21 protein-coding genes are annotated in these 21,854 nt (G+C 38.2%); 19 read left to right on the top strand and 2 right to left on the bottom strand.

Annotated features, from left to right (window positions below):
• Positions 1 to 187: 187 nt before the first annotated feature.
• Entirely contained in the window at positions 188 to 787 is a 600-nt protein-coding gene (locus BK575_RS15070; RefSeq protein WP_078411194.1) for a YitT family protein, read from the bottom strand.
• Between the two features lie 560 nt (positions 788 to 1,347).
• On the opposite strand from BK575_RS15070, the gene sda reads away from it, so the two are divergent.
• The 13 genes from sda (at position 1,348) to BK575_RS15010 (ending at position 14,020) form a co-directional block, all read left to right on the top strand.
• Positions 1,348 to 1,485 (top strand): sporulation histidine kinase inhibitor Sda, encoded by a 138-nt coding sequence (sda, locus tag BK575_RS15065; RefSeq protein ID WP_078411192.1) that lies wholly within the window; start codon positions 1,348 to 1,350, stop codon positions 1,483 to 1,485.
• Between the two features lie 175 nt (positions 1,486 to 1,660).
• On the top strand, positions 1,661 to 5,098 hold the full coding sequence (gene pyc, locus BK575_RS15060; RefSeq protein ID WP_078414804.1) for a pyruvate carboxylase: 3,438 nt from the start codon (positions 1,661 to 1,663) through the stop codon (positions 5,096 to 5,098).
• 84 nt (positions 5,099 to 5,182) lie between these two features.
• Positions 5,183 to 6,634, top strand: a complete 1,452-nt coding sequence (locus tag BK575_RS15055; protein WP_078411190.1) for a sigma-54 interaction domain-containing protein — start codon at positions 5,183 to 5,185, stop codon at positions 6,632 to 6,634.
• A gap of 425 nt (positions 6,635 to 7,059) precedes the next feature.
• Positions 7,060 to 7,482, top strand: coding sequence for a sulfite exporter TauE/SafE family protein (locus BK575_RS29395; RefSeq protein ID WP_268877736.1), 423 nt, complete (start codon positions 7,060 to 7,062; stop codon positions 7,480 to 7,482).
• Positions 7,475 to 7,861: a TSUP family transporter gene (locus BK575_RS29390; protein ID WP_268877735.1), complete on the top strand. Its 387-nt coding sequence runs from the start codon at positions 7,475 to 7,477 to the stop codon at positions 7,859 to 7,861. Before BK575_RS29395 ends, BK575_RS29390 begins: the two co-directional genes overlap by 8 nt.
• A gap of 41 nt (positions 7,862 to 7,902) precedes the next feature.
• Complete coding sequence (locus BK575_RS15045) at positions 7,903 to 9,102, top strand: FAD/NAD(P)-binding oxidoreductase (protein ID WP_078411188.1); 1,200 nt, start codon at positions 7,903 to 7,905, stop codon at positions 9,100 to 9,102.
• 32 nt (positions 9,103 to 9,134) lie between these two features.
• Positions 9,135 to 9,716 (top strand): hypothetical protein, encoded by a 582-nt coding sequence (locus tag BK575_RS15040; protein WP_078411186.1) that lies wholly within the window; start codon positions 9,135 to 9,137, stop codon positions 9,714 to 9,716.
• Positions 9,717 to 9,753: 37 nt separating this feature from the next.
• Positions 9,754 to 11,175: an MBL fold metallo-hydrolase gene (locus BK575_RS15035; RefSeq protein ID WP_078411184.1), complete on the top strand. Its 1,422-nt coding sequence runs from the start codon at positions 9,754 to 9,756 to the stop codon at positions 11,173 to 11,175.
• Positions 11,176 to 11,347: 172 nt separating this feature from the next.
• A complete protein-coding gene (locus BK575_RS15030) occupies positions 11,348 to 11,836 on the top strand; it encodes a cysteine dioxygenase (RefSeq protein ID WP_078411182.1) in 489 nt (162 codons plus the stop codon).
• Between the two features lie 64 nt (positions 11,837 to 11,900).
• On the top strand, positions 11,901 to 12,848 hold the full coding sequence (gene trxB / locus BK575_RS15025) for a thioredoxin-disulfide reductase (protein ID WP_078411180.1): 948 nt from the start codon (positions 11,901 to 11,903) through the stop codon (positions 12,846 to 12,848).
• A 32-nt stretch (positions 12,849 to 12,880) separates the two neighbouring features.
• On the top strand, positions 12,881 to 13,228 hold the full coding sequence (locus BK575_RS15020) for a thioredoxin family protein (RefSeq protein WP_078414803.1): 348 nt from the start codon (positions 12,881 to 12,883) through the stop codon (positions 13,226 to 13,228).
• Between the two features lie 51 nt (positions 13,229 to 13,279).
• Positions 13,280 to 13,627, top strand: coding sequence for a thioredoxin family protein (locus BK575_RS15015; protein ID WP_078414802.1), 348 nt, complete (start codon positions 13,280 to 13,282; stop codon positions 13,625 to 13,627).
• A gap of 51 nt (positions 13,628 to 13,678) precedes the next feature.
• Entirely contained in the window at positions 13,679 to 14,020 is a 342-nt protein-coding gene (locus tag BK575_RS15010) for a thioredoxin family protein (protein WP_078414801.1), read from the top strand.
• Positions 14,021 to 14,086: 66 nt separating this feature from the next.
• Here the strand turns inward: BK575_RS15010 and BK575_RS15005 are convergent, their stop codons facing one another.
• Complete coding sequence (locus BK575_RS15005) at positions 14,087 to 14,785, bottom strand: helix-turn-helix transcriptional regulator (protein WP_078411178.1); 699 nt, start codon at positions 14,783 to 14,785, stop codon at positions 14,087 to 14,089.
• 361 nt (positions 14,786 to 15,146) lie between these two features.
• Between BK575_RS15005 and BK575_RS15000 the strand changes: the two genes are divergently transcribed.
• The 6 genes from BK575_RS15000 (at position 15,147) to BK575_RS14975 (ending at position 21,837) form a co-directional block, all read left to right on the top strand.
• Complete coding sequence (locus BK575_RS15000; protein ID WP_078411176.1) at positions 15,147 to 15,512, top strand: RidA family protein; 366 nt, start codon at positions 15,147 to 15,149, stop codon at positions 15,510 to 15,512.
• 1 nt (position 15,513) lies between these two features.
• Complete coding sequence (locus tag BK575_RS14995) at positions 15,514 to 16,701, top strand: trans-sulfuration enzyme family protein (protein WP_407984382.1); 1,188 nt, start codon at positions 15,514 to 15,516, stop codon at positions 16,699 to 16,701.
• Positions 16,702 to 16,718: 17 nt separating this feature from the next.
• The gene (locus BK575_RS14990; protein WP_078411172.1) at positions 16,719 to 17,699 is read left to right on the top strand and encodes a 1-aminocyclopropane-1-carboxylate deaminase/D-cysteine desulfhydrase; all 981 of its coding nucleotides are present in this window, start codon (positions 16,719 to 16,721) and stop codon (positions 17,697 to 17,699) included.
• A gap of 130 nt (positions 17,700 to 17,829) precedes the next feature.
• On the top strand, positions 17,830 to 19,002 hold the full coding sequence (locus BK575_RS14985; RefSeq protein ID WP_078411170.1) for a MalY/PatB family protein: 1,173 nt from the start codon (positions 17,830 to 17,832) through the stop codon (positions 19,000 to 19,002).
• Between the two features lie 25 nt (positions 19,003 to 19,027).
• Positions 19,028 to 20,512, top strand: a complete 1,485-nt coding sequence (gene nhaC / locus BK575_RS14980; protein ID WP_078411168.1) for a Na+/H+ antiporter NhaC — start codon at positions 19,028 to 19,030, stop codon at positions 20,510 to 20,512.
• Positions 20,513 to 20,853: 341 nt separating this feature from the next.
• Complete coding sequence (locus BK575_RS14975; protein ID WP_078411166.1) at positions 20,854 to 21,837, top strand: cation diffusion facilitator family transporter; 984 nt, start codon at positions 20,854 to 20,856, stop codon at positions 21,835 to 21,837.
• Positions 21,838 to 21,854: the final 17 nt, after the last annotated feature.

Genomic DNA, 21,854 nt, shown 5'->3' with positions numbered 1-21,854 from the left:
AAATGAAAATGTAAGCTTTAAAATAGAAAGATTGTATGCAACGGCACCGAAATTGTTAGACAACATCTAACAATTTCGGTGTTTTTCTTATGGCTAAATTTACAGTCGAAAAAAAATAAAACGCTGTTATCTTAGCTGCATATTCTGATTTATCCTACATTAGGAATGTTTTTTGTAGAAAGTATGTTTATTTTTTTAGTACAGGAATAGAAACCGTTCCCTTTCCGATGATATCAATCAACCTTGTTCCAATCCATTGGCAAATCAGGGCATACATGATCACTTTCCAATCGATTACGACACCGGCAACAAGTAATATCAAACTATTAATCCAAAATAATATGCTTCCGGGAGGTCGCTTTATAAAAGATGAAATAATAAGAGCTAAAATATCCATTCCTCCTGAAGAAGCCCCCATTTTAAATAAAATTCCCACACTAAAACCGAATAAAAGGGCTCCAATTACTAAATCGATCCATACATTTTCAATCGGATGATGAATGTATGGAGAAAGTGAATGGATAGTGAAGGCAGCTGCGCCGACACAAAAAATCGTCCACACCGCGTTGCTTTTTCCAAGCCATTTGACGGCTAAAATGACCATCACTACATTTAATAACCAAATGCTCGTTGCATGCGGCACAGCCCAAACGTGATTTAACAACACACCTATTCCGGCAGCGCCGCCGGATGGAATGCAATGAGGGAATAAGAAAATAGACATGGCCGCTCCTTGAATGGCAGAGGCAAATGCGAGAATGATTGCTTTAAATAAAAATTGTGGCATAACGACTACATCTCCTTGTATTTATCACAGTATTTCTCGTTTGTTTACTATATATTAGTTCAATCATTAAGTGAAATATAGATTATTGATACTTATAATTAAAAATATTAATGATTAGAGAGTGGTCGTTATGAATCCAGATACATTACGTACCGTTATTACCTTAGCGGAAAAATAGAATTTTATGAAAGTGGGGAAAAACTGAGGCTTTCCGAGCCAAGTGTAAGCTTGCATATTAAAAACTTGGAATCTATCCAGTCAGATTATAGAAAAGTGATTTTTTTATAATAAATTATCACGTTGACAATTTATTATAACAGTGATAAGTTTTTATTACCAAAAACTGTTTAACAACTTTTAATTTTCTGTGTTTTTACGAAGTTGAAAAAATAGTGGCGTAGTTAGGATTAAAGTAATAAATATTGCAGATAAAAAGGAGAGTTATAAAGCATGAAAAAAAGCCATTTCATCTACAGACGTACCATAGCCAATTGGACCATATTTGCGGGTAACAATTTCGAAAAACATATCTTTCAGTGTAACTGCTCATAAGGAGGCTAATGATGATTAAACGTTTAAATAATCAAATGTTACTCGATAGTTATGTAAAAGCAAAGGAATTAAAGCTTGATTTTCATTTTATTTTTTTGTTAGAGGAAGAAATACAAAAAAGAAATATACTAGGAATGCCAACGTAATTAAGGGAGAAAACGTAGACAAAAGGATTCTGGCACAAAACTTCAGGAGAGCTATGAAGAGGCTAAAAGTTTCTTTAATGGAATCATTCTCAGGAAGGGGCCTTATATAAAATAATTAACTATAAATTTATTTAGCTTTTAATATACGAGAGGGGCAAACGTCATGAGTATTGTAATGAAAAAGATTAACAAAGTGTTAGTGGCAAACCGAGGGGAAATTGCTATTCGTATTTTTCGTGCTTGTACAGAACTGAATATTCGGACAGTGGCTATTTATTCCAATGAAGATTCAGCATCTTTTCATCGCTATAAAGCGGATGAAGCGTATTTAATAGGAAAAGGGAAAAAGCCTATTGAAGCTTATTTAGACATTGAAGGAATCATTGAACTGGCCAAAACACATGGGGTAGATGCCATTCATCCAGGTTATGGATTTTTATCGGAAAACATTGAATTCGCTAAACGTTGTGAAGAAGAAGAGATTATCTTTATTGGACCGAAATCGAAGCATTTAGATATGTTTGGCGATAAAGTAAAGGCTCGCCATCAAGCCGTTCGAGCGAATATTCCCGTCATCCCGGGAAGTGATGGACCGATTTCCAGTCAAGAAGAAGCCGAAAGATTCGGTCGAGATTATGGTTATCCGCTTATGATTAAAGCTGCACTAGGCGGAGGCGGTCGTGGGATGCGGATCGTACGCAGTGCCGATGAACTCAAGGAATCCTATGAACGTGCGAAATCGGAAGCGAAAGCCGCATTTGGGAATGATGAGGTCTATGTAGAAAAATTCGTGGAAAACCCGAAGCATATTGAAGTACAGATTTTAGGCGATCAAGACGGCAACATCGTCCATTTATATGAGCGTGACTGTTCGATCCAGCGCCGTCATCAAAAAGTGGTCGAAATCGCACCGAGTGTTTCCTTATCTGAAAACCTGCGACAACAAATTTGTGAAGCGGCTGTTCAGTTAATGAAAAATGTGGACTATCGAAATGCGGGAACGGTGGAATTCCTAGTCTCAGGAGATGCGTTTTATTTCATTGAAGTGAATCCGCGGGTTCAGGTCGAACATACGATTACCGAAATGATCACCGGTATTGATATTGTTCAGTCACAAATTTTGATTGCGGATGGCTACTCGCTACATGGTCATGAAATCGGTCTTCCTACTCAAGAAGACATCCAAATTAACGGTTATGCCATTCAGTCTCGCGTGACGACGGAAGATCCCCTCAATCATTTTATGCCCGATACAGGGAAAATCATGGCGTACCGCTCAGGCGGCGGGTTTGGGGTTCGCTTGGATGCTGGAAATGGATTCCAGGGGGCTGTGATAACCCCTTATTATGATTCATTGCTTGTTAAAGTCACCACATCAGCCAGCACATTTGAGAAAGCGGCATCCAAAATGTTACGAAACCTTCGTGAATTTCGGATTCGCGGCATCAAAACGAACATTCCATTCCTCGAAAATGTGGTCAAGCATGAAAAGTTTTTAAACGGAGACTATGATACATCCTTTATTGATACCACACCAGAATTATTTCTATTTCCGAAAAGTAAGGACCGCGGTACTAAAATGCTGACGTATATTGGAAATGTGACCGTGAATGGGTTCCCCGGCATCGGCAAAAAGAAGAAGCCGGTATTTACGAAACCTTCTGTCCCTAAACAAACATTCTCGGAACCCATTCTAACCGGTACCAAACAAATCTTGGATACAGAAGGTGCGGCCGGTGTTGTGAAGTGGATCAAGGAACAAAAAGAAGTGCTGTTAACGGATACAACCTTCCGCGATGCCCATCAATCCTTATTGGCTACTCGCATACGGACTCGTGATTTAGTACAGATTGCGGAGCCGACGGCACGTTTAATTCCTCAACTGTTCTCGGCAGAAATGTGGGGAGGGGCCACCTTTGATGTAGCGTATCGCTTTTTAAGCGAAGACCCGTGGGATCGTTTGTTGCAATTACGCAAGAACATGCCCAATGTATTATTTCAAATGCTTCTTCGTTCCTCCAATGCCGTTGGGTACAAAAACTATCCTGATAATGTCATTAAAGCGTTCGTGAAGGAATCGGCCGAAGCTGGTATTGACGTGTTCCGTATTTTTGACAGCTTGAACTGGGTACAGGGCATGACACTGGCGATTGATACGGTCAGAGAGAGCGGAAAAATTGCCGAAGCCGCGATGTGTTATACAGGAGACATTTTAGATCCAACGAGAAGAAAATATGACTTGACTTACTACAAGCAGCTGGCCAAAGAGCTGGAAGCATCGGGTGCTCACATTTTAGGCATTAAGGACATGGCTGGATTATTAAAGCCTCAGGCAGCTTATGAGTTAATCTCTGCCTTAAAGGAAACCGTGGATATTCCGATTCATTTACACAGCCACGATACAAGCGGTAATGGAATTTTCATGTATGCGAAGGCCATCGAGGCAGGCGTGGATATTGTCGATGTCGCCGTCAGCTCCATGGCGGGTTTAACTTCACAGCCAAGTGCCAACTCACTGTATTATGCGTTGGAAGGCCATGTACGCAGGCCAAATATTGATATTCGCGGCTTGGAACAGCTTTCAGCTTATTGGGAAGACGTTCGTCCCTACTACCAAGCATTTGAAAGCGGAATGAACGCCCCTCACACAGAGGTATACGTGCATGAAATGCCCGGCGGTCAATACAGCAATCTTCAGCAACAGGCAAAAGCAGTGGGATTAGAAGGGCGCTGGGATGAAGTAAAAGACATGTATTCAAGAGTGAATCGCTTATTTGGAGATCTTGTCAAAGTCACCCCTTCTTCCAAAGTAGTTGGTGATATGGCCCTTTATATGGTCCAAAACAACTTGACGGAAGATGATGTTTACGAGCGCGGCGAAATGCTAGACTTCCCGGAATCTGTGATTGAACTGTTTGAGGGATATTTAGGTCAGCCTTATGAAGGTTTTCCAAAAGAACTCCAACGCATTGTTCTAAAAGGAAGAGAACCTATTACTGTTCGACCAGGGGAGCTGTTAGAGGATATCGATTTCCACCAAATAGAACAAACGTTACATCATACAATGAACCGTCCCGTTACGAGTCATGAAGTCATTGCTTATGCGTTATATCCGAAGGTATTTATGGACTATCAGAAAATCGTTGAACAATATGGAAATGTATCGGTATTAGACACTCCTACTTTCTTATACGGGATGCGTCTTGGTGAAGAAATCGAGGTTGAAATCGAAAAAGGGAAGACGCTGATGGTTAAACTGGTCTCCATTGGACAAGCTCAACCAGATGGCACACGTACAGTGTACTTTGAATTAAATGGGCAGTCCCGTGAAGTCATCATTAAAGATGAAAGCATCAAGACAACCGTCGTATCCAGACTGAAGGCTGATCCAGCCAATTCAAAACATTTAGGCGCCACTATGCCGGGAACCGTCATCAAAGTACTCGTTCAAAAAGGAGAAAAAGTATCAAAAGGGGATCATCTTATCATCACAGAAGCCATGAAAATGGAGACCACTATCCAAGCACCCTTTGACGGAATCGTAAGAGATACTTATGTGTTAAGTGGGGAGGCTATCCAATCAGGTGATTTACTTATTGAACTTATAAATTAATTGATAAATGCAAGTTTGTTTTGTTGAACATGGTAAGAAAATCATAAGTTATTTAGGTGCAATAAGTTCGTAGGGGTGAGAAAAGTGACCAGTATAACTTACAATCAGAAGTTCATCCAAACGTTTTCAGAAAACATTATGGCAGTACTAGGTTTTGATGTAACCATACTTGATAAAAATGGTAATCGGCTAAGCGGCACGGGTGAGTATCATCATCAAGTTGGTAAACCCGCACCTGATGGCTCCTTGTTACGGGCTGTAATGAAGACAGGCAGCCCCGAAATGACTTATGATGTTATAAAAAACGAATCTCGATGTATAGGCTGTAAATTTTTAAAGCAATGCAGGGAGACAGCAACCATAGGTTATCCCATAGTAAAGGGGAATGAAACTCTAGGAGTCATTGGGATTATGGGTTTTTCCATTGAACAAAAGGAAAAAATGATTGGAAATGCTGAAGCGCTTAAGAGCTTTTTACATCATCTAAGTTTGATATTGGAAAGTAAGTTAGCTTCACAGAATCACAAACTTCAATCAGAATGTAATTTATATGAAAATACTTCAGGGTTAAATAAAGTCGTTACCTTTGAAAACATAATTAGCAAAAACGCGGACATGCAAGATGTAGTGCATAGAGCAAAGCGCATAGTAAACAGTCCGGCAAATGTTTTAATTAGAGGGGGGACTGGAACAGGGAAAGAATTATTAGCAAAAGCAATCCATTTTGAAAGTGATAGAAAAAACCATCCTTTTGTTGCAGTAAACTGTTCAGCTATACCTGAAAACTTACTGGAAAGCGAATTGTTCGGCTATGAGGGAGGGGCCTTTACTGGATCGAATAGAGGAGGAAAACTAGGGAAGTTTGAGCTGGCAAATAACGGAACGATCTTTCTTGATGAAATAGGGGAACTGCCCCTTTCTTTGCAGCCTAAACTTCTTAGGGTGTTACAGGAGAAGGAGATTGAAAGAGTCGGAGGAAACAAACTACTGTCTATTAATGTTAGGGTGATAACAGCTACACACCGCAATTTAGAAGAAATGGTTCGAAATGGGTCATTTCGTGAGGATTTGTACTATCGAATAAATGTTATCCCGCTTCATACAAAGTTATTAAAAAATCGTCGAGATGAAATTCCATCCTTTCTTCAATATTTCATTTGTAAACATTGTTCCATTTTAAATCGCCCGTACTTAAGTATGGATCCATTATTAGAGCAATGGTTAATACAATATGACTGGCCGGGTAATATTAGACAATTAGAAAATGTTGTTGAATATATGGTGAATATGGCTGAATCGAACGTGCTTGATTTTCATGATCTTCCGGATTATTTATATCCCCAAAATACGACATCTATAAATACTGGCGGATTAAGTTTAGAGGAAATGGTTGCCGAATATGAAAAATCCATTATTCAAAGTTACCTGTTGATTGATAAGGGTAGAATTGATAAAGAAAAAGTAGCTCATGAATTGAAAATTAGTTTATCGACTCTTTATCGTAAGTTGGAAAGATATGAATTGAAAATTTTATAAGTTATACTCTGGGATTGCAAATTTTAACTTGCAATCCTTTTTGTTGTGAAAAAAATCAAGGTATACTCTCTGCCTTAATAGGTCTTTATACTCATTTTATTTCTTATTTGTTTTTTGTTTATTTATTAGTCCTGTTGGAAAGGTTTTATTTGAAAAATAGGAAAATTTTTATCAACTTTGAGAGAGAAAAAAAGGTGTTAACAGTGGATTTTTATAATCGGAGTTGCAAAATTGACAAATTTTAAAGTTAGAAGGAAAGAAAGATATTGAATTAATAGGGGTTTTAAGTTGGCACAGTTCTTGCAATATAAAATGGTGTGGGAAAACGGGAGGTGGAACAAATTTGAATGGTCTTGGTGTTTGTGATTTGCTAAAGAAACTCCCACATACACATCGTGGAATTTATAAGGGAGTAATGATGTGGAATGACAATTGAACAATGGGTTCTCACTGTTGCTTCAGGCGGAATCGTTGGCTTCACTTTGGGTTTGATTGGTGGCGGCGGTTCAATTTTAGCGGTTCCTCTTATGCTTTATGTAGTCGGGGTGCAAGATCCGCATATTATCATTGGCAGCACAGCCTTTGCTGTTTCAATTAATGCTTTCTTGAATCTTATACCGCATGCACGTGCTGGTCATGTTCATTGGAAGCCGGCAATAGTATTTGCCATACCTGGTGCAATTGGCGCTTTTTTTGGATCGACTCTTGGTAAGCTTGTTCCGAGTAAACAACTGCTGTTTCTTTTTTCCTTACTTATGATTTTTATGGCTATTAAAATGATTTTACCTAAAAAAACGATGAAGAAGTTAACGGCTTCTAAAATGCAGGGAACTGATTTGAATGGATAAATATAATGCAAGAAAATTAACGGTTTTTGGAAGTCTGGTAGGTTTAGCATCTGGATTTTTTGGAATTGGCGGGGGGTTTTTGGTTGTTCCGTCTCTTATTGCCACCACAAATATGTTGATGATTGAAGCGATAGGTTCATCCCTCTTTTCTGTAGGCACTTTTGGACTTACAACGGCTATAAATTACAGCTTCTCTGGTTTAGTAAATTGGTTAGTAGTACTGGCACTTTTAGGTGGCGGATTTATAGGTGGAATATTTGGTACGTTGGCAGCAAAGAGTTTAAGTAAACAACGACAAACTCTCAACTATATATTTTCTGCTGTTGTCATAATGGTGGCCATTTATATGATGATTGTAAATGCTGAAGCCTTTAGCTGATGAATCTGCATAACTTAATTGATTGGATGGGGATGGTACATATGAATAATTTGACAGATTACAAAGTCATCATTGTAGGCGGAGGAAGTGCAGGTATTACAGTGGCAGCGCGTCTCTTACGCGAATCACGTGCTCTTCGAGGAAAAATTGCTATTATTGATCCCGCAACCAAACACTATTTTCAACCATTATGGACACTGGTTGGAGGAGGGGCTGTTCAAAAAGATGTGACAGAACGGGAGCAATCATCTTTAATACCAGACGGTGTTGTATGGGTAAGGGAAGCAGTTGAGGAGTTTTTCCCAGATGAACAATTTATCGTAACAGATTCAGGAAACAAACTGTATTATGACTATTTAGTAGTGGCAGCGGGCATTCAAATTGATTGGCATAAAGTTAAAGGCTTAAAAGAAAATATAGGCATAAACGGTGTTTGCAGTAATTATTCTTACGACTATGTGGAAAGCACATGGGAAAATATCCGTGACTTTAACGGCGGAAATGCAGTATTTACTAACCCGAATACCCCGGTTAAATGCGGAGGTGCTCCTCAAAAAATTATGTACCTAGCGGACGATTATTTTCGAAAATCAGGGGTCCGGTCCCGTTCTGATATCATTTTCGCCTCTGGTGGGGCCAGTATTTTTGGAGTGAAAAAATATGCAGATGCTTTAAACGAAGTGATTGATAGAAAAGGAATCGTCACACATTTTAAGCGCAACTTGGTAGAGATTAATGGACAAGAAAAAAAGGCGATATTCAAAGACCTTGAGACAAACGAATATGTGACGATTCCTTACGATATGATCCACGTAGTACCGCCCATGAGTGCTCCTGATTTTCTTAAGAAAAGCCCGTTGGCTGCAGATGATGGATGGGTCGATGTGGACCAGTACACATTGCGTCATAAGAAATTTGGCAATGTCTTTGGAATAGGTGACTGTACGAATTTGCCGACTTCGAAAACAGGTGCGGCTATCCGAAAACAAGCGCCCGTTCTTGTCCAAAATTTGTTGTATTTAATGAATGGAAAAACTGGTACGAAAGAGTACACCGGATATACTTCATGCCCAATTGTAACTGGATACGGAAGCCTAATATTAGCTGAGTTTGATTATTCCTCTAATCCGACGGAATCCTTCCCCTTCAATCAAGCTAAAGAAAGGTATAGTATGTATCTTTTAAAGAAAGAGTTACTTCCAATCTTATATTGGAATGGAATGCTTAAAGGGATATTATAAAAATTTAAATTAAAGGGTCTTGGAGGAGGATTATGCAGCAAACAACAACTGATCAATTATCTGATCTCGAACCGCTATTGTCTTTATTAAAGCAGAAGGAAATTCAAAGTAGTTTAATAAATGCATTAGAAAAGCTGCCTGGGCTGGTTAATCAATATTCTGCCTTAGAGAGAACAATAAACTTTATCCAATCTGTCATAAACGATAAAGAATCTCTGGAGTATATATTTGATAGATTGGAAAAAGATTTGCAGCCTTACATCTTAAATAAAGATTCCTTGGAAGCTTTCTTTTCACTAGTTGAGAGCTTACCTAAGTATGTTAAATATTTGTCTTTGATAGAACCGATCATTGATTTTATATTATCGGTATCCAATGATAAGGAATCAGTGGATTACTTATTTGAGGGCGTGCAAGAAGTTACAGAGCCAATCCAACAAAAGGTTCAAAATGGATGGACCATATTGCAAAAGGCAAAGAAAGAGGCGGAAAGAGCCCGTACACCGGTGACGATTTTTACGGTGATTAAATTAATGAAAGAACCAGCTGTTCAGCAGGGTCTTCATTTTGCTAAGGCATTATTAACGATTACCTCTGAATATAAACAAAAATAGTCCATAACCTATTAAATTACTAAAGGAGCGTTAGTACATGCTAATTAAATACTTTTATGATGACAAATTAGCTCATGCCTCTTATCTAGTAGGATGCCAGGCTACGGGTGAGGCAATTGTTATCGATCCTTCCCGTAATATTAATTCTTATTTGAAAGTGGCAAGAGCGCAAGGCGTAAGGATTATTGGCGTTGCCGAGACGCATATTCATGCAGATTATGTCTCTGGTTCACGAGAGCTGGCTTCAAAAGAAGGAGCAAAACTTTATTTGTCAGATGAAGGAGGTGATGAATGGACGTATCAGTTTGTAAATGAGTTTGATCATCAACTCCTGAAGGACGGAGATGTTTTCTTCATCGGAAATTTAACATTTAAAGTCATTCATACTCCAGGGCATACGCCTGAACATATCTCATTTCTATTGACTGACGGTGGATCAGCTTCGCAAGCTCCTGTTGGCATATTTACTGGTGATTTTGTCTTCGTAGGAGATGTGGGGCGTCCAGACTTATTAGAAAAAGCTGCCGGTGTAAACGGTTCCGCTTATCTGATGGCAAAGAATATGTTTCAATCCTTGCAAAAATTTAGCGAACTTCCTGACTTTTTGCAAGTCTGGCCTGCGCATGGAGCAGGCAGTGCATGCGGAAAATCACTAGGATCAGTACCTTCTACCACGGTTGGTTATGAAAAGCTGGCCAACTGGGCGCTGCAATATGATGAGGAGAATCTATTTATAGAAGCATTGCTTGCTGGGCAGCCTGAGCCTCCTAAATATTTTGGAATGATAAAAAAAGTAAATAAACAAGGGGCTGAATTACTTGAAAAAATTGAGCCTGCGACTTATAGAAAGCCTTCTTTAACACTCGTTCGCGAGTGGACCAAAAAAGGCATTGTGGTGGATACACGCCCAGCAAAAATCTTTGCTAAGAAGCATATCGCGGGAACAATAAATATTCCGTATAATAAATCATTTGTCACCTGGGTTGGATGGCTGCTTGATTATAATCGGCCTATATATTTACTAGCTAGTGAAGAGCAGGAATCCGAAATATTGAAAGCTTTCCAATCAATTGGACTTGATCAAGTCAGTTCCACAATGAATGACAGTTTCATTGATCAACTCGAGGTGAATGCTGTCGATGTAGTAAATTATGAATCAGCAGAACCAAGAGAAATTATTGATAATATAGATGATTTTCATATTGTCGATGTCCGTAATAGCAGTGAATGGAAGGAAGGTCATATTCCCAAGGCTAATCATATAATGCTTGGACTCCTAGAAGATAGAATGAAGGAAATTCCGAATGATAAACCAATTCTCGTGTATTGTAAATCAGGAGCCAGATCAGCTATTGCTGCTAGTATGTTGCAAGCAAATGGCTTTGAACAAGTAGTTAATTTAACGGGCGGATTTGATAAATGGTTAAAAGAGACCTTATTGTTGCAGAGAGGTTTATAAAATGCAAGTCGTGGATGTATCAATTTTAGAATTGTGAGAAGCAATTATACTTTAGAGCAACCGGAGGAAGTTATTTACACAAGATTTAAAGTGGTCTAGGGAATCTCAAAAAAAGTTTAAAATATTTTAAAAGAATCGTAATCATAAATATCGATAAATATGAGGTGATGACATGAATCTTTTAGAAAAAATAAAAATGCAATTTAAACAAAATCATAAGTTATCATTACCCGATCTTCAAAAAGAGGTAGAATCTCTTACCATAACTTTAGATGACGTTTCTCCCTATATTGAAGAGCCTAATGGTTTACCGTATAGCAGAAAAGTTATTTTTCAGTCAGATTTATTTGAAGTCATTGTACTATGCCTTCCTGCACATTCAAAAACCGACATCCACGATCATGGCCAATCAATAGGATGTGGCAAGGTGATTCAAGGTAAATTAACGGAATTTTCATATGAACTAAACGAAGAAGGGGATCCAGAAAAACTAACAAAAACAAAGGTAGACGAAAGTAACATTTTTCTAATCCCTGAACGATATATTCATGCGATGGCAAATGATGAGGAGGAAAAATTGATTACTCTTCATATTTATTCTCCCCCGCTCATTGGGGTGCAAAATTTTAAGATGTTATCTGCTGCAGAACAAAGTAGATAGTTTTATGTTATTGGAAATACAAATCGGTGCCTTTAGGTCACCTAAATAAATTAGGAGGTAAATGATGTATAAAACTATTATTCTAGGGACCGGTCCTGCCGGATTAACCGCAGCCATTTATCTAGCACGTGCTAACATGAGTCCTTTAGTTATTGAAGGACCTGAACCGGGGGGACAATTGACATTGACTACAGATGTTGAGAATTTCCCTGGTTTTCCTGAAGGGATTATGGGGCGAGAGCTGATGCAGAACATGCGTGAGCAAGCAGAGCATTTTGGAGCAGAGTTTAAAAGGGGGTGGGTTAAAAAAATCGATTTTTCAGATCGCCCTTTCACCTTAACGGTTGAAGGGTTAGGAGAATTCAAAACTCAGTCTTTAATCATTTCAACGGGGGCTTCTGCAAAATTGTTGAATATTCCGGGAGAGAAGGAAAATATCGGGCGTGGAGTAAGCACTTGTGCAACATGTGATGGATCTTTCTTTAGAGGAAAGAAAATTATCGTTGTCGGCGGCGGAGATTCAGCTATGGAAGAAGCAAATTTTTTAACAAAGTTTGCTTCAGAGGTTCGTATTGTTCACCGCAGAAACGAGCTTCGCGCTTCCAAAATTATGCAAGATCGCGCCAGAAATAATCCGAAAATTACCTGGAGTTTAAATTACATTCCTGAAGAAATTATTGCAGGTGATAAACGCGTTACTGGCTTGAAAGTAAAAAACAGCGATACAGGAAAAGATGAAATGTTGGAATCAGATGGTATTTTCATAGCAATCGGACATAGACCGAACACAGCTTTTTTAGAGAATCAAGTCAAAACGGACGATATGGGATATATCATTGTGAACCCTGGTACAACCGAAACCAATATTCCTGGTGTATTCGCCTGCGGAGATGTTCAAGATCACAAATACCGCCAAGCAATTACTGCTGCAGGAAGTGGCTGCATGGCTGCTCTGGATTGCGAAAGATATCTTGATTCACAAGAGGTTAAAGAGTGGAGTCAACTAGTATAACACGTGGAAAAAATATAGGGAGGATGATCATGATGAAAGAAATTAAAACACAAAAAGAGTTTGATGAGGCGATTTTATCAACAAAACCGGTTGTGGCTAAATTATATGCGGATTGGTGCCCAGACTGCCGGTACGTCGATGTGTTTATGCCAGTTGTGGAGGAGGCATATAAAGACCAAATAGATATGATCGCAGTAAATCGGGACAATTTCCCGGAACTATTAGAGAAGCTAGATGTGTTTGGAATTCCCAGCTTTATAGCTTTTCAAGAAGGGAAGGAACTCGATCGCTTTGTAAGTAAACTCGGAAAAAGCCAGGAAGAGGTTGAGCAGTTTCTCAATCAAGTAGTAGAGGTAAGTGGAAAATTACCAAATAAATAATCATTCACTAACGCTAAAACACGTGGGAAAAATATAGGGAGGATGGTCATGATGAAAGAAATTAAAACACAAAAAGAGTTTGATGAGGCAATTTTATCAACAAAACTGGTTGTGGCTAAATTTTATGTTGAGGGGTGCCCAGATTGCCAGCACGTCGATACATTCATGCCAGTTGTGGAAGAAGCATATAAAGACCAAATAGATATGGTCGCAGTAAATCGGGACAATTTCCCGGAACTATTAGAGAAGCTAGATGTGTTTGGAGTCCCAAGCTTTATAGCTTTTCAAGAAGGGAAGGAACTCGATCGCTTTGTAAGTAAACTCGGAAAAAGCCGAGAAGAGGTTGAGCAGTTTCTCAATCAAGTAGTAGAGGTAAGTGGAAAACTACCAAATAAATAATCATTCACTAACGCTAAAACACGTGGGAAAAATATAGGGAGGATGGTCATGATGAAAGAAATTAAAACACAAAAAGAATTTGATGAGGCGATTTTATCAACAAAACTGGTTGTGGCTAAATTTTATGTTGAGGGGTGCCCAGATTGCCAGCACGTCGATACATTCATGCCAGTTGTGGAAGAAGCATATAAAGACCAAATAGATATGGTCGCAGTAAATCGGGACGATTTACCGGAACTATTAGAGAAGCTAGATGTGTTTGGAGTCCCAAGCTTTATAGCTTTTCAAGAAGGGAAGGAACTCAGTCGCTTTGTAAGTAAACTCGGAAAAAGCCGAGAAGAGGTTGAGCAGTTTCTCAATCAAATAGAAGAGGTAAATTGCGAGAGCAGATGAAGTGGTGTGTTAATTGAAGGATTTTAAGTTACAAAAAAAGCAAGGGAACCCTAGCGTTCCCCTTGCTTACTTTTTATCCTTATCAATCATTTTCAAATACCTATATACACTAGGTTCAGATATATTCAGTAACTCAGCGACTTGAGATACAGCGCCTTTTAATTGGAATATGCCTTTTTTGTATAACTGGTTTATGATCTCAATTTTTTGTTCTTGTTTTAGGGCGATATTTGGATTTAAGAGAGATGGATCGACGACCGAGTATACGATTTCATCAATAGAGTCTGAAAAATATTCGATCATTTCATTATCGTGATGATCTTCTATGGTTTTCTTTTTCGGAGCAGCGGTCTCATCTTTTATTGGGCTAAACATATTTAGTTGAAGCTGAGCTAAGTCTAGAATGTCATTTGCAATTTTCTTATGTTTACTAAAGTCGAAATTGATACAAAGCATACCGATTAATTCTTGGTTTTCATCTTTAATAAAAAAAGTAGAACCGCGAATTTCCGTCCCTAATTTTGTAATTCCTTTATAGTTTGTTACGTAGTCTTTATCTTGATACGCTTTGTCTTTCATCATTTTAAGTGCAAGTTCTGTTAATGGCGCATTGTTTGTTCGGCCACTAATATGATTATTTGCAATGGCTCCAACATAAGAGTTATCTTTCTCGATGATGTGTAAAATCACTTCATAGTTCTCTCCTAGAGCTATACCTAAAAACTCAACTAGTTTTTTATAGTGATTGATAACGTTCTTATTCATAATATTACTCCTCACAAACGATAATAGATTGTATATGAATATCCCTATAAAACTTATAAGGGAATGGATAAAGAAAAATCTAAATTTATTTAATTTTAACAACTTTGAAATAAATCTTCCAGAGCAAAAAAGTCGATACAACTCCATAATACCAAAAAATCATATAGGATAAATAGGATTGATAGGAGGATTTTGAATTTATATCTTCACAAAAAAGTCATATGTCTTTTTTGAATCCCCTGTTGAGATAAGTTTCAAATGATAAATTTTTCTAAAAATTTTAAATATTAAATTGAAATTTACTATTTTTAATAATATAATATTATCATGATAATAAAAAATTATAAAAGAGGTGTTTTAAATGAAAAAGTATCCGGAAGCGATTGGCCCCTATTCAGCATATCGTAGAGTAGGTCATTTGATTTATACATCTGGACAACTTCCAATCGACCCTGAAACAAATGAATTTTCGTCTGATAAAATTGAGGATCAAACAAGACAATCTCTATTAAATGTCAAGGCGATCATCGAAGAAAATGGCGGTTCTATGGATGATATTGTCAAAACAACGGTTTTTCTGAATGATATGAGTGATTTCAATGCGATGAATGAAGTATATAAAGAATTTTTTTGTTCTCCTCATCCTGCGAGAACAGCTGTTGCGGTTGAAAAGCTGCCAAAAAATGCATTAGTTGAGATTGAGGTTATTGCGGCTCTTGATAAATAAAATGGAGATGAAGAATATGCAGCTAGATACAAAATTAATTCACGGTGGTCCGTTACTTGATAAATGTACTGGTAGTTCATCTATTCCTATCTACCAAGCTTCCACGTTTCACCAAGCTCACTTTACAGAATCACAAGAGTTTACATATACACGATTTGGCAATCCAACAAGGAAGGCATTAGAGGAAACCATTGCCTGTTTGGAATTCGCTAAATATGGTTATGCCTTTTCTTCTGGTATGGCAGCGATTTCTGCGGTGCTGCTTAATTTTTCAAAAGGAGATCACGTGATTCTATGTAAAGATATTTATGGGGGAGCGTATCAATTAGTAACAGAGATGTTTCCGAAATATGGAATCGAATACTCTTTCGTTGATGAGACGAGTCTTTCTTCCTGGAGAGAAGAAATCAAGGAAAATACAAGGGGAATTTATATTGAGACACCTTCTAATCCTCTGTTAACCGTCACAGATATTAGAGGGGTTGTACAGTTAGCGAAACAACACAATATTATGACCATTATCGACAATACGTTTATGACACCGATCTATCAAAATCCGATTACACTCGGGGTTGACATCGTCATTCATAGTGCGACGAAATTTATTAATGGTCATAGTGATGTGACAGCTGGATTGGTTGTAACCAGTGATAAAGAGATTGCAAACATGATATTCAAAACGCAAAAAATGTTTGGCAGCATGCTGGATCCATATGATTGTTGGTTGGTTTTAAGAGGAATCAAAACCATGAAAGTTCGTATGGAAAAGGAAGTGGAAAATGCAGATTTTATTGCTAAAGAGCTGCAAAACCATAGCAAAGTGAAAGCAGTCTACTATCCAAGCCTGGCCAATCATGAAGGAAGAGAAGTCCATTTTTCCCAAGCAAGTAGTGGAGGAGCCGTATTGACTTTTGATTTAGGCAGCTATGAAAATGTGAAAGACTTCTTTGCAAATGTGACGATTCCAATAGTTGCTGTTAGTTTAGGGGGAGTAGAATCAATATTATCTTACCCGTTCACAATGTCTCATGCCGTTATCCCTGAAAAAGAAAGACTGGATTTAGGAGTGACAGATGGATTAGTTCGACTTAGTTGTGGAATTGAAGATAAATATGATCTTCTAAATGATTTAGTTCAGGCATTAGATCATGTGAAATCAGAGGTTTCATTACAGGGAAAAATACTTTAAGGATTGGAAAGAGCTTTATGGATAAAATGACGATCGCCAATTTACCTACGAAAATTGAAAAAGTCCATTTTTTTAGTAAACACTTGAATAAATCGGTTTTTATAAAACGTGATGACCAGACTGGAATGGCAACATCAGGAAACAAAATTAGAAAGCTGGAATATTTGTTAAAAGATGCTCAAAACAAAAAATGTGATTATTTAATCACAAGCGGCGGGATCCAATCGAACCATGCGCGAGCAACCGCTGTTCTAGCGGCTAAACATCATATGAAATCCTTATTGATTTTAAAAGAAAGTGAAATGAATAAGACTGAAGGAAATCTACTTTTTAATAAATTAGTAGGTGCAAAAATTGAATTGGTAAGTGAGGATGAGTATCAAGATTTAACAACTATTATCGAAGAAGTGAAAAAAGAATTGACTGATTCGGGACATAAACCCTATGTCATTCCGATGGGCGGTTCGAATGGCCTGGGTGCTTTAGGATATTTAGAAGCCTACTATGAAATACTGCGTCAAGAAGAGCAATTAGGAATGGTATTTGATACGATAGTGGTTGCGAACGGCTCAGGAGGAACCTATGCTGGTCTGTTATATGGAAATAAAGAATGTAATAAAGATAAAACCATTATTGGCATGAGTGTCTTAAATCAGAAAGAACAAGCGGTTCATGATATATTACATGTTTTAGAAGATATGAATCAATATAGAGCCGAGCCTTATTCGTTTAAAGATAATGAGATCAACATCATTGATCGCTATATAGGGTTAGGTTATGGAAAAAGCCAATTGGATGAGCTAAAATTTATCGAGAAATTCGCACAAGAAGAAGGAATGATCCTTGATCCTGTATATACAGGGAAGTCCATGTATGGTCTATACCATGAACTTAAAAATGGAAACCTACGGGATAGTCAAAACCTATTGTTTATTCATACGGGTGGTATTTTTGGCTGGACCGATGAGAAGGTTAATATGTTGTATGGATCGATTTAAAAGTGTCTGTTCATGGGCATGTCTTGAGATGTGCCCAGCAGATAAAAAACAAGTTGAGTGATGATGAAATTAGTTTAGTAAAAAAAATGTAAGCGCATACGAGAATATCTAGAAAAAAGAGGGGAAACTTATGTTGCACAACTTTGATGAATCTATAAATAGGGTCGGCACTGATTCGGATAAATGGGATAATGAAGGGAAAGGCGGCTCATTGATTCCACTAGGAATTGCTGACACCGATTATAAGTCTCCACGTGAAGTATTAGATGCGGTAAGGGAAAAAGTAGATTTTGGAGTCTTCGGTTATGGATCTTTTCCTCATGAACGATTTACTAGTGCTATTAAAGATTGGTATGGGCGCCATCATAAAATTGATGTTCGAGAAGACGAAATTAGTTATTCACCAGGATTAATGACAGGTGCTCTATGGATGTTTTTAGATGCTTATACGAATCCAGGGGACAAAGTCGTGATTCAACCTCCAGTCTATGCAACATTTAAAAAGGTAATTGAGAAATTTAATAGAAAAGCTGTCGACAATCCATTAAAATTCCGCAATGGAAGTTACGATATTGATTTTGAAGATTTAGAGAATAAGCTAAAGATGCCCGATGTGAAAATACTCCTTGTATGTAATCCTGCTAATCCAATTGGACGGGTATGGACAAAAGAAGAAATGAAGAAAATGTATGATTTATGTCGAGAAAATAACGTGATGATTATAAGTGATGAAATTCATAGCGACATGATCCACAAAGGGTTACCTTTTTACTCCTTTTTAGAGATGTGTGAGGAAGAGGATCAACATGTTGTGGTGATGAACTCTCCAAGTAAAACCTTTAATTTAGCGTCTTTCTTTAGCGCTTATGTGATTATAAAAAACAAAAATTTGAAGAAAGCTTTTGACGATATTTACGTAAAATATCACTTCGATTATAACTATTTAGGAGTTGAGGCTTTAATAGCTGCTTATAATGAATGCGATTATTACGTGGATGAATTAAATGATTATTTACGAAACAATATTGTTTTTGCCATTGAGTATATCAATAAAAATTTGCCGAAGTTAAAAGTTCAGTATCCTGAATGTTCCTATTTGTTATGGATTGACTGTGAAGAGTTAGGCTTAAACAGTGAGTTATTGATTGACTTTTTCGAAAATTCAGGAGTGAGAATCAATTCTGGGAGCACGTATGGAAAAGATAGCGGTAATTTTGTGAGGGTGAATATTGCTTGTACAAGATCGTTACTAGAATGTGCTTTAAAACAGATAAAGGAAAATTATGATAAAAATGGTTTTTAAAAAATTAAATTGTGAGGTTTAATATATGAGAGAAAAACCTGAAAATCATAGTAATATAACGGCTGAATTGGTTGAAGGAAAATTTTATAAACATTCGGTGTCATTTAAATATGCATTGTTTTCTGTTTTACTGTTTTTTGGTTGCCTTCTCACAGGAACGCTTGCTTTTGGTGCATCCTTAGAATTAATGTTTTTGTTGTTATGGATTTTAGTGGGCTTGCTAGTGATGAAACTTGGCTATAAATATAATGAGGTTCAAAATATGGCTTGGGAAATGGGAAAGCAGTCTTTTGAGCCAAATACGATTATTTTAGTGGTTGGTGTGATGATTGCAACTTGGATGGCTTCTGGTACAATCCCTTATGTTATTTATTGGGGGTTAGAAATGATTTCACCACAATATTTTTTAATAACCGCTTTACTCCTTGCTTCAGCAACATCCCTTGCAACAGGTACCTCATGGGGAACGTTAGGTACAGTGGGTTTGGCCTTAATGGCAGTTGGTAATGCACTCGGAGTTCCTTCCCCTATGACAGCTGGTGCCATTATTTGTGGAGCTTTCTTTGGAGATAAGATGTCACCTTTGTCTGATAGTACGATTTTAGCGTCTTCTATTTCTGGAGCTAAAGTAACGACACATATTAAGCATATGTTGTGGACAACTGTTCCAGCATATGTAATTACAGCGGTAATATTTCTGTTTTTAGGTTTAAAGTATGGAAAAGAAGCGATGAATCTGCAGCAGATTCAAGAAATAACGTCTACATTAACGAAAAATTTCGATTTATCCTGGATACAAGTCATTCCTCTTGTTATAGTGTTGGCTTTACTCATTAAAGGTGTTTCGTCTATTGTTTCTCTTTTACTAGGCGTATTTAGCGGGCTTATCGTCGCTGTTCTTAATCAGGGTTACGGTGTAAGTGAAGTATTTAATATGATGACAAATGGATTTGTGATCCAAAGTGGAAGTGAATTAGTTGACACAATCCTCAGTAGAGGCGGACTCTTCAGTTTAATGAGCTCATTTCTTGTTGTCTATTTAGCCATGTGTGTTACGGGCATGTTAGAAGGGGCCGGTATTCTGAATGCTTTAGTGGAACCATTAGTCAAACGAACCGATGGCTCTGTTTTTAAGATAACACTAGTGACCATGTTCATCGCATTTATCACAAGTGCAATTGGATCATCCATGTTATTAACGGCTATTGTAACAGGGTCACTGATGAGGGCTGTCTTTACAAGGAATAATTTAGCTCCAGAAAATCTTTCGCGTAATATTGAGGATGTAGGGACGATTGGAGCACCTATTATTCCATGGAATTCTAATGCAATATACGCTTCGCAAATGCTGGGAGTGTCACCATTTGCATTTTTCCCTTATGTTTATCTAGCCTTTATTACACCAATATTCGATATTATTTATGCAGCTACTGGATTGACGATGAAAAAGCTAAAGTCTGAGGAACTAGAAGACGAGAATGTTCCACCAGCCCAACATATTTCTTCTTGAAGCATGGGGACAAGTCTCTTGCTTCCACGTTTTTTACACTTGTTATCAAACTCAATGCTAAAGCTACAGAAGTTTCACCAATTAAAGATGTTAGTGACTTATTGTCGACAAACTGTAAGGGCTGCTAAGGCAGCCTTTTTTTAGTTGTGAAACCAAGGCTGGAAAGAAGCGTCCTTAACCTGCCTAATTCAATTCTTTTTCATATAAATAGGAAGACAGTTGAAATTGACAGTCGAGACAACGTGGATTTGCCATTAAAGGTCCAGAACATTTTCTATATATTAATTCTATGTAAAATGGGTATAACAAGGTAAGAACGGTTGTTAGGGGGAAAGTGAGCAATGGAAGAAAAGCGAGAGAAAGAAAGTCTCATGGAACTGATTAAAAAGGGAAATAAGTCTTCGGCTATCGCGATGACAGGAAATGCCATCATCGCTGCAACGAAAGGTGTCGCTGCCTCGTTCAGCGGAAGCGGTGCGATGTTTGCGTCTGCGATGCACTCCTTGGCGGATGCGGTGAATCAGGGCTTTGTATTCATTGGGAGCATTCTATCGGAAAAAAAGCCAACTCCTCGTTTTCCGACAGGATTTGGACGAGTCATTAATATTTTTTGCATGATTGCCGTGATTGTAGTCACCGTCATGGCTTACGAAACCATTCGCGAAGGCTGGCATTTAATCCAGCACCCGGCCCATTCGGATGGTTTCCTATTGAATGTTGCGGTCCTTATCATCAATATCATCATTGATGGATATATTCTCGTTAAAGCGATGAAAGAGATTCTCGTGGAGGCTCGGGTAGAGGCGAAAGGAATAGGAATTGTCGGTGCGGCTTTTCGAAATGTCGGACGGGCAGCGCCGCCTACCCGCTTAGTATTCTACGAGGATATCGTAGCCGTTACAGGAGCCATCCTTGCATTGATAGCAGTACTCGTCACAGCCTTTGCGGATTATACGCTGCTGGACGGCATGGCGACTATCCTGATCGGTCTATTAATGGTGGGAGTGGCGTTTCGGGTCGGATATGATAACATGGTCGGCTTAATTGGAGTCGCTGCGCCAAAAGATGTGGAAGAAAAAGTAGCGAGCATGATTTTATCGGATCAAGATGTAACCGATATCAACAAAATTCGCATCACCCAAGAAGGGCGTTATTATCATGTGGAAGCCTTGATTGAACTTCAAAAAGGACTTACATTAGCGGTTGCCGACGACATCAAATTCCGGGTAAGGGACAGGGTCATGCAGGATCCAGATATTACGGATGTAACCTTTGGCATTATCGAAGACAACGGTGTCCGAAACTGGAATCCGCAGCTGTCATGATCATGAAACGGATGTTT

This window comes from Priestia abyssalis (assembly GCF_002019595.1).
Lineage (GTDB): Bacteria > Bacillota > Bacilli > Bacillales > Bacillaceae_H > Bacillus_BA > Bacillus_BA abyssalis.
Note: the sequence above shows the minus strand (reverse complement) of the source record. Positions and strands in the feature narration are given on the sequence as shown.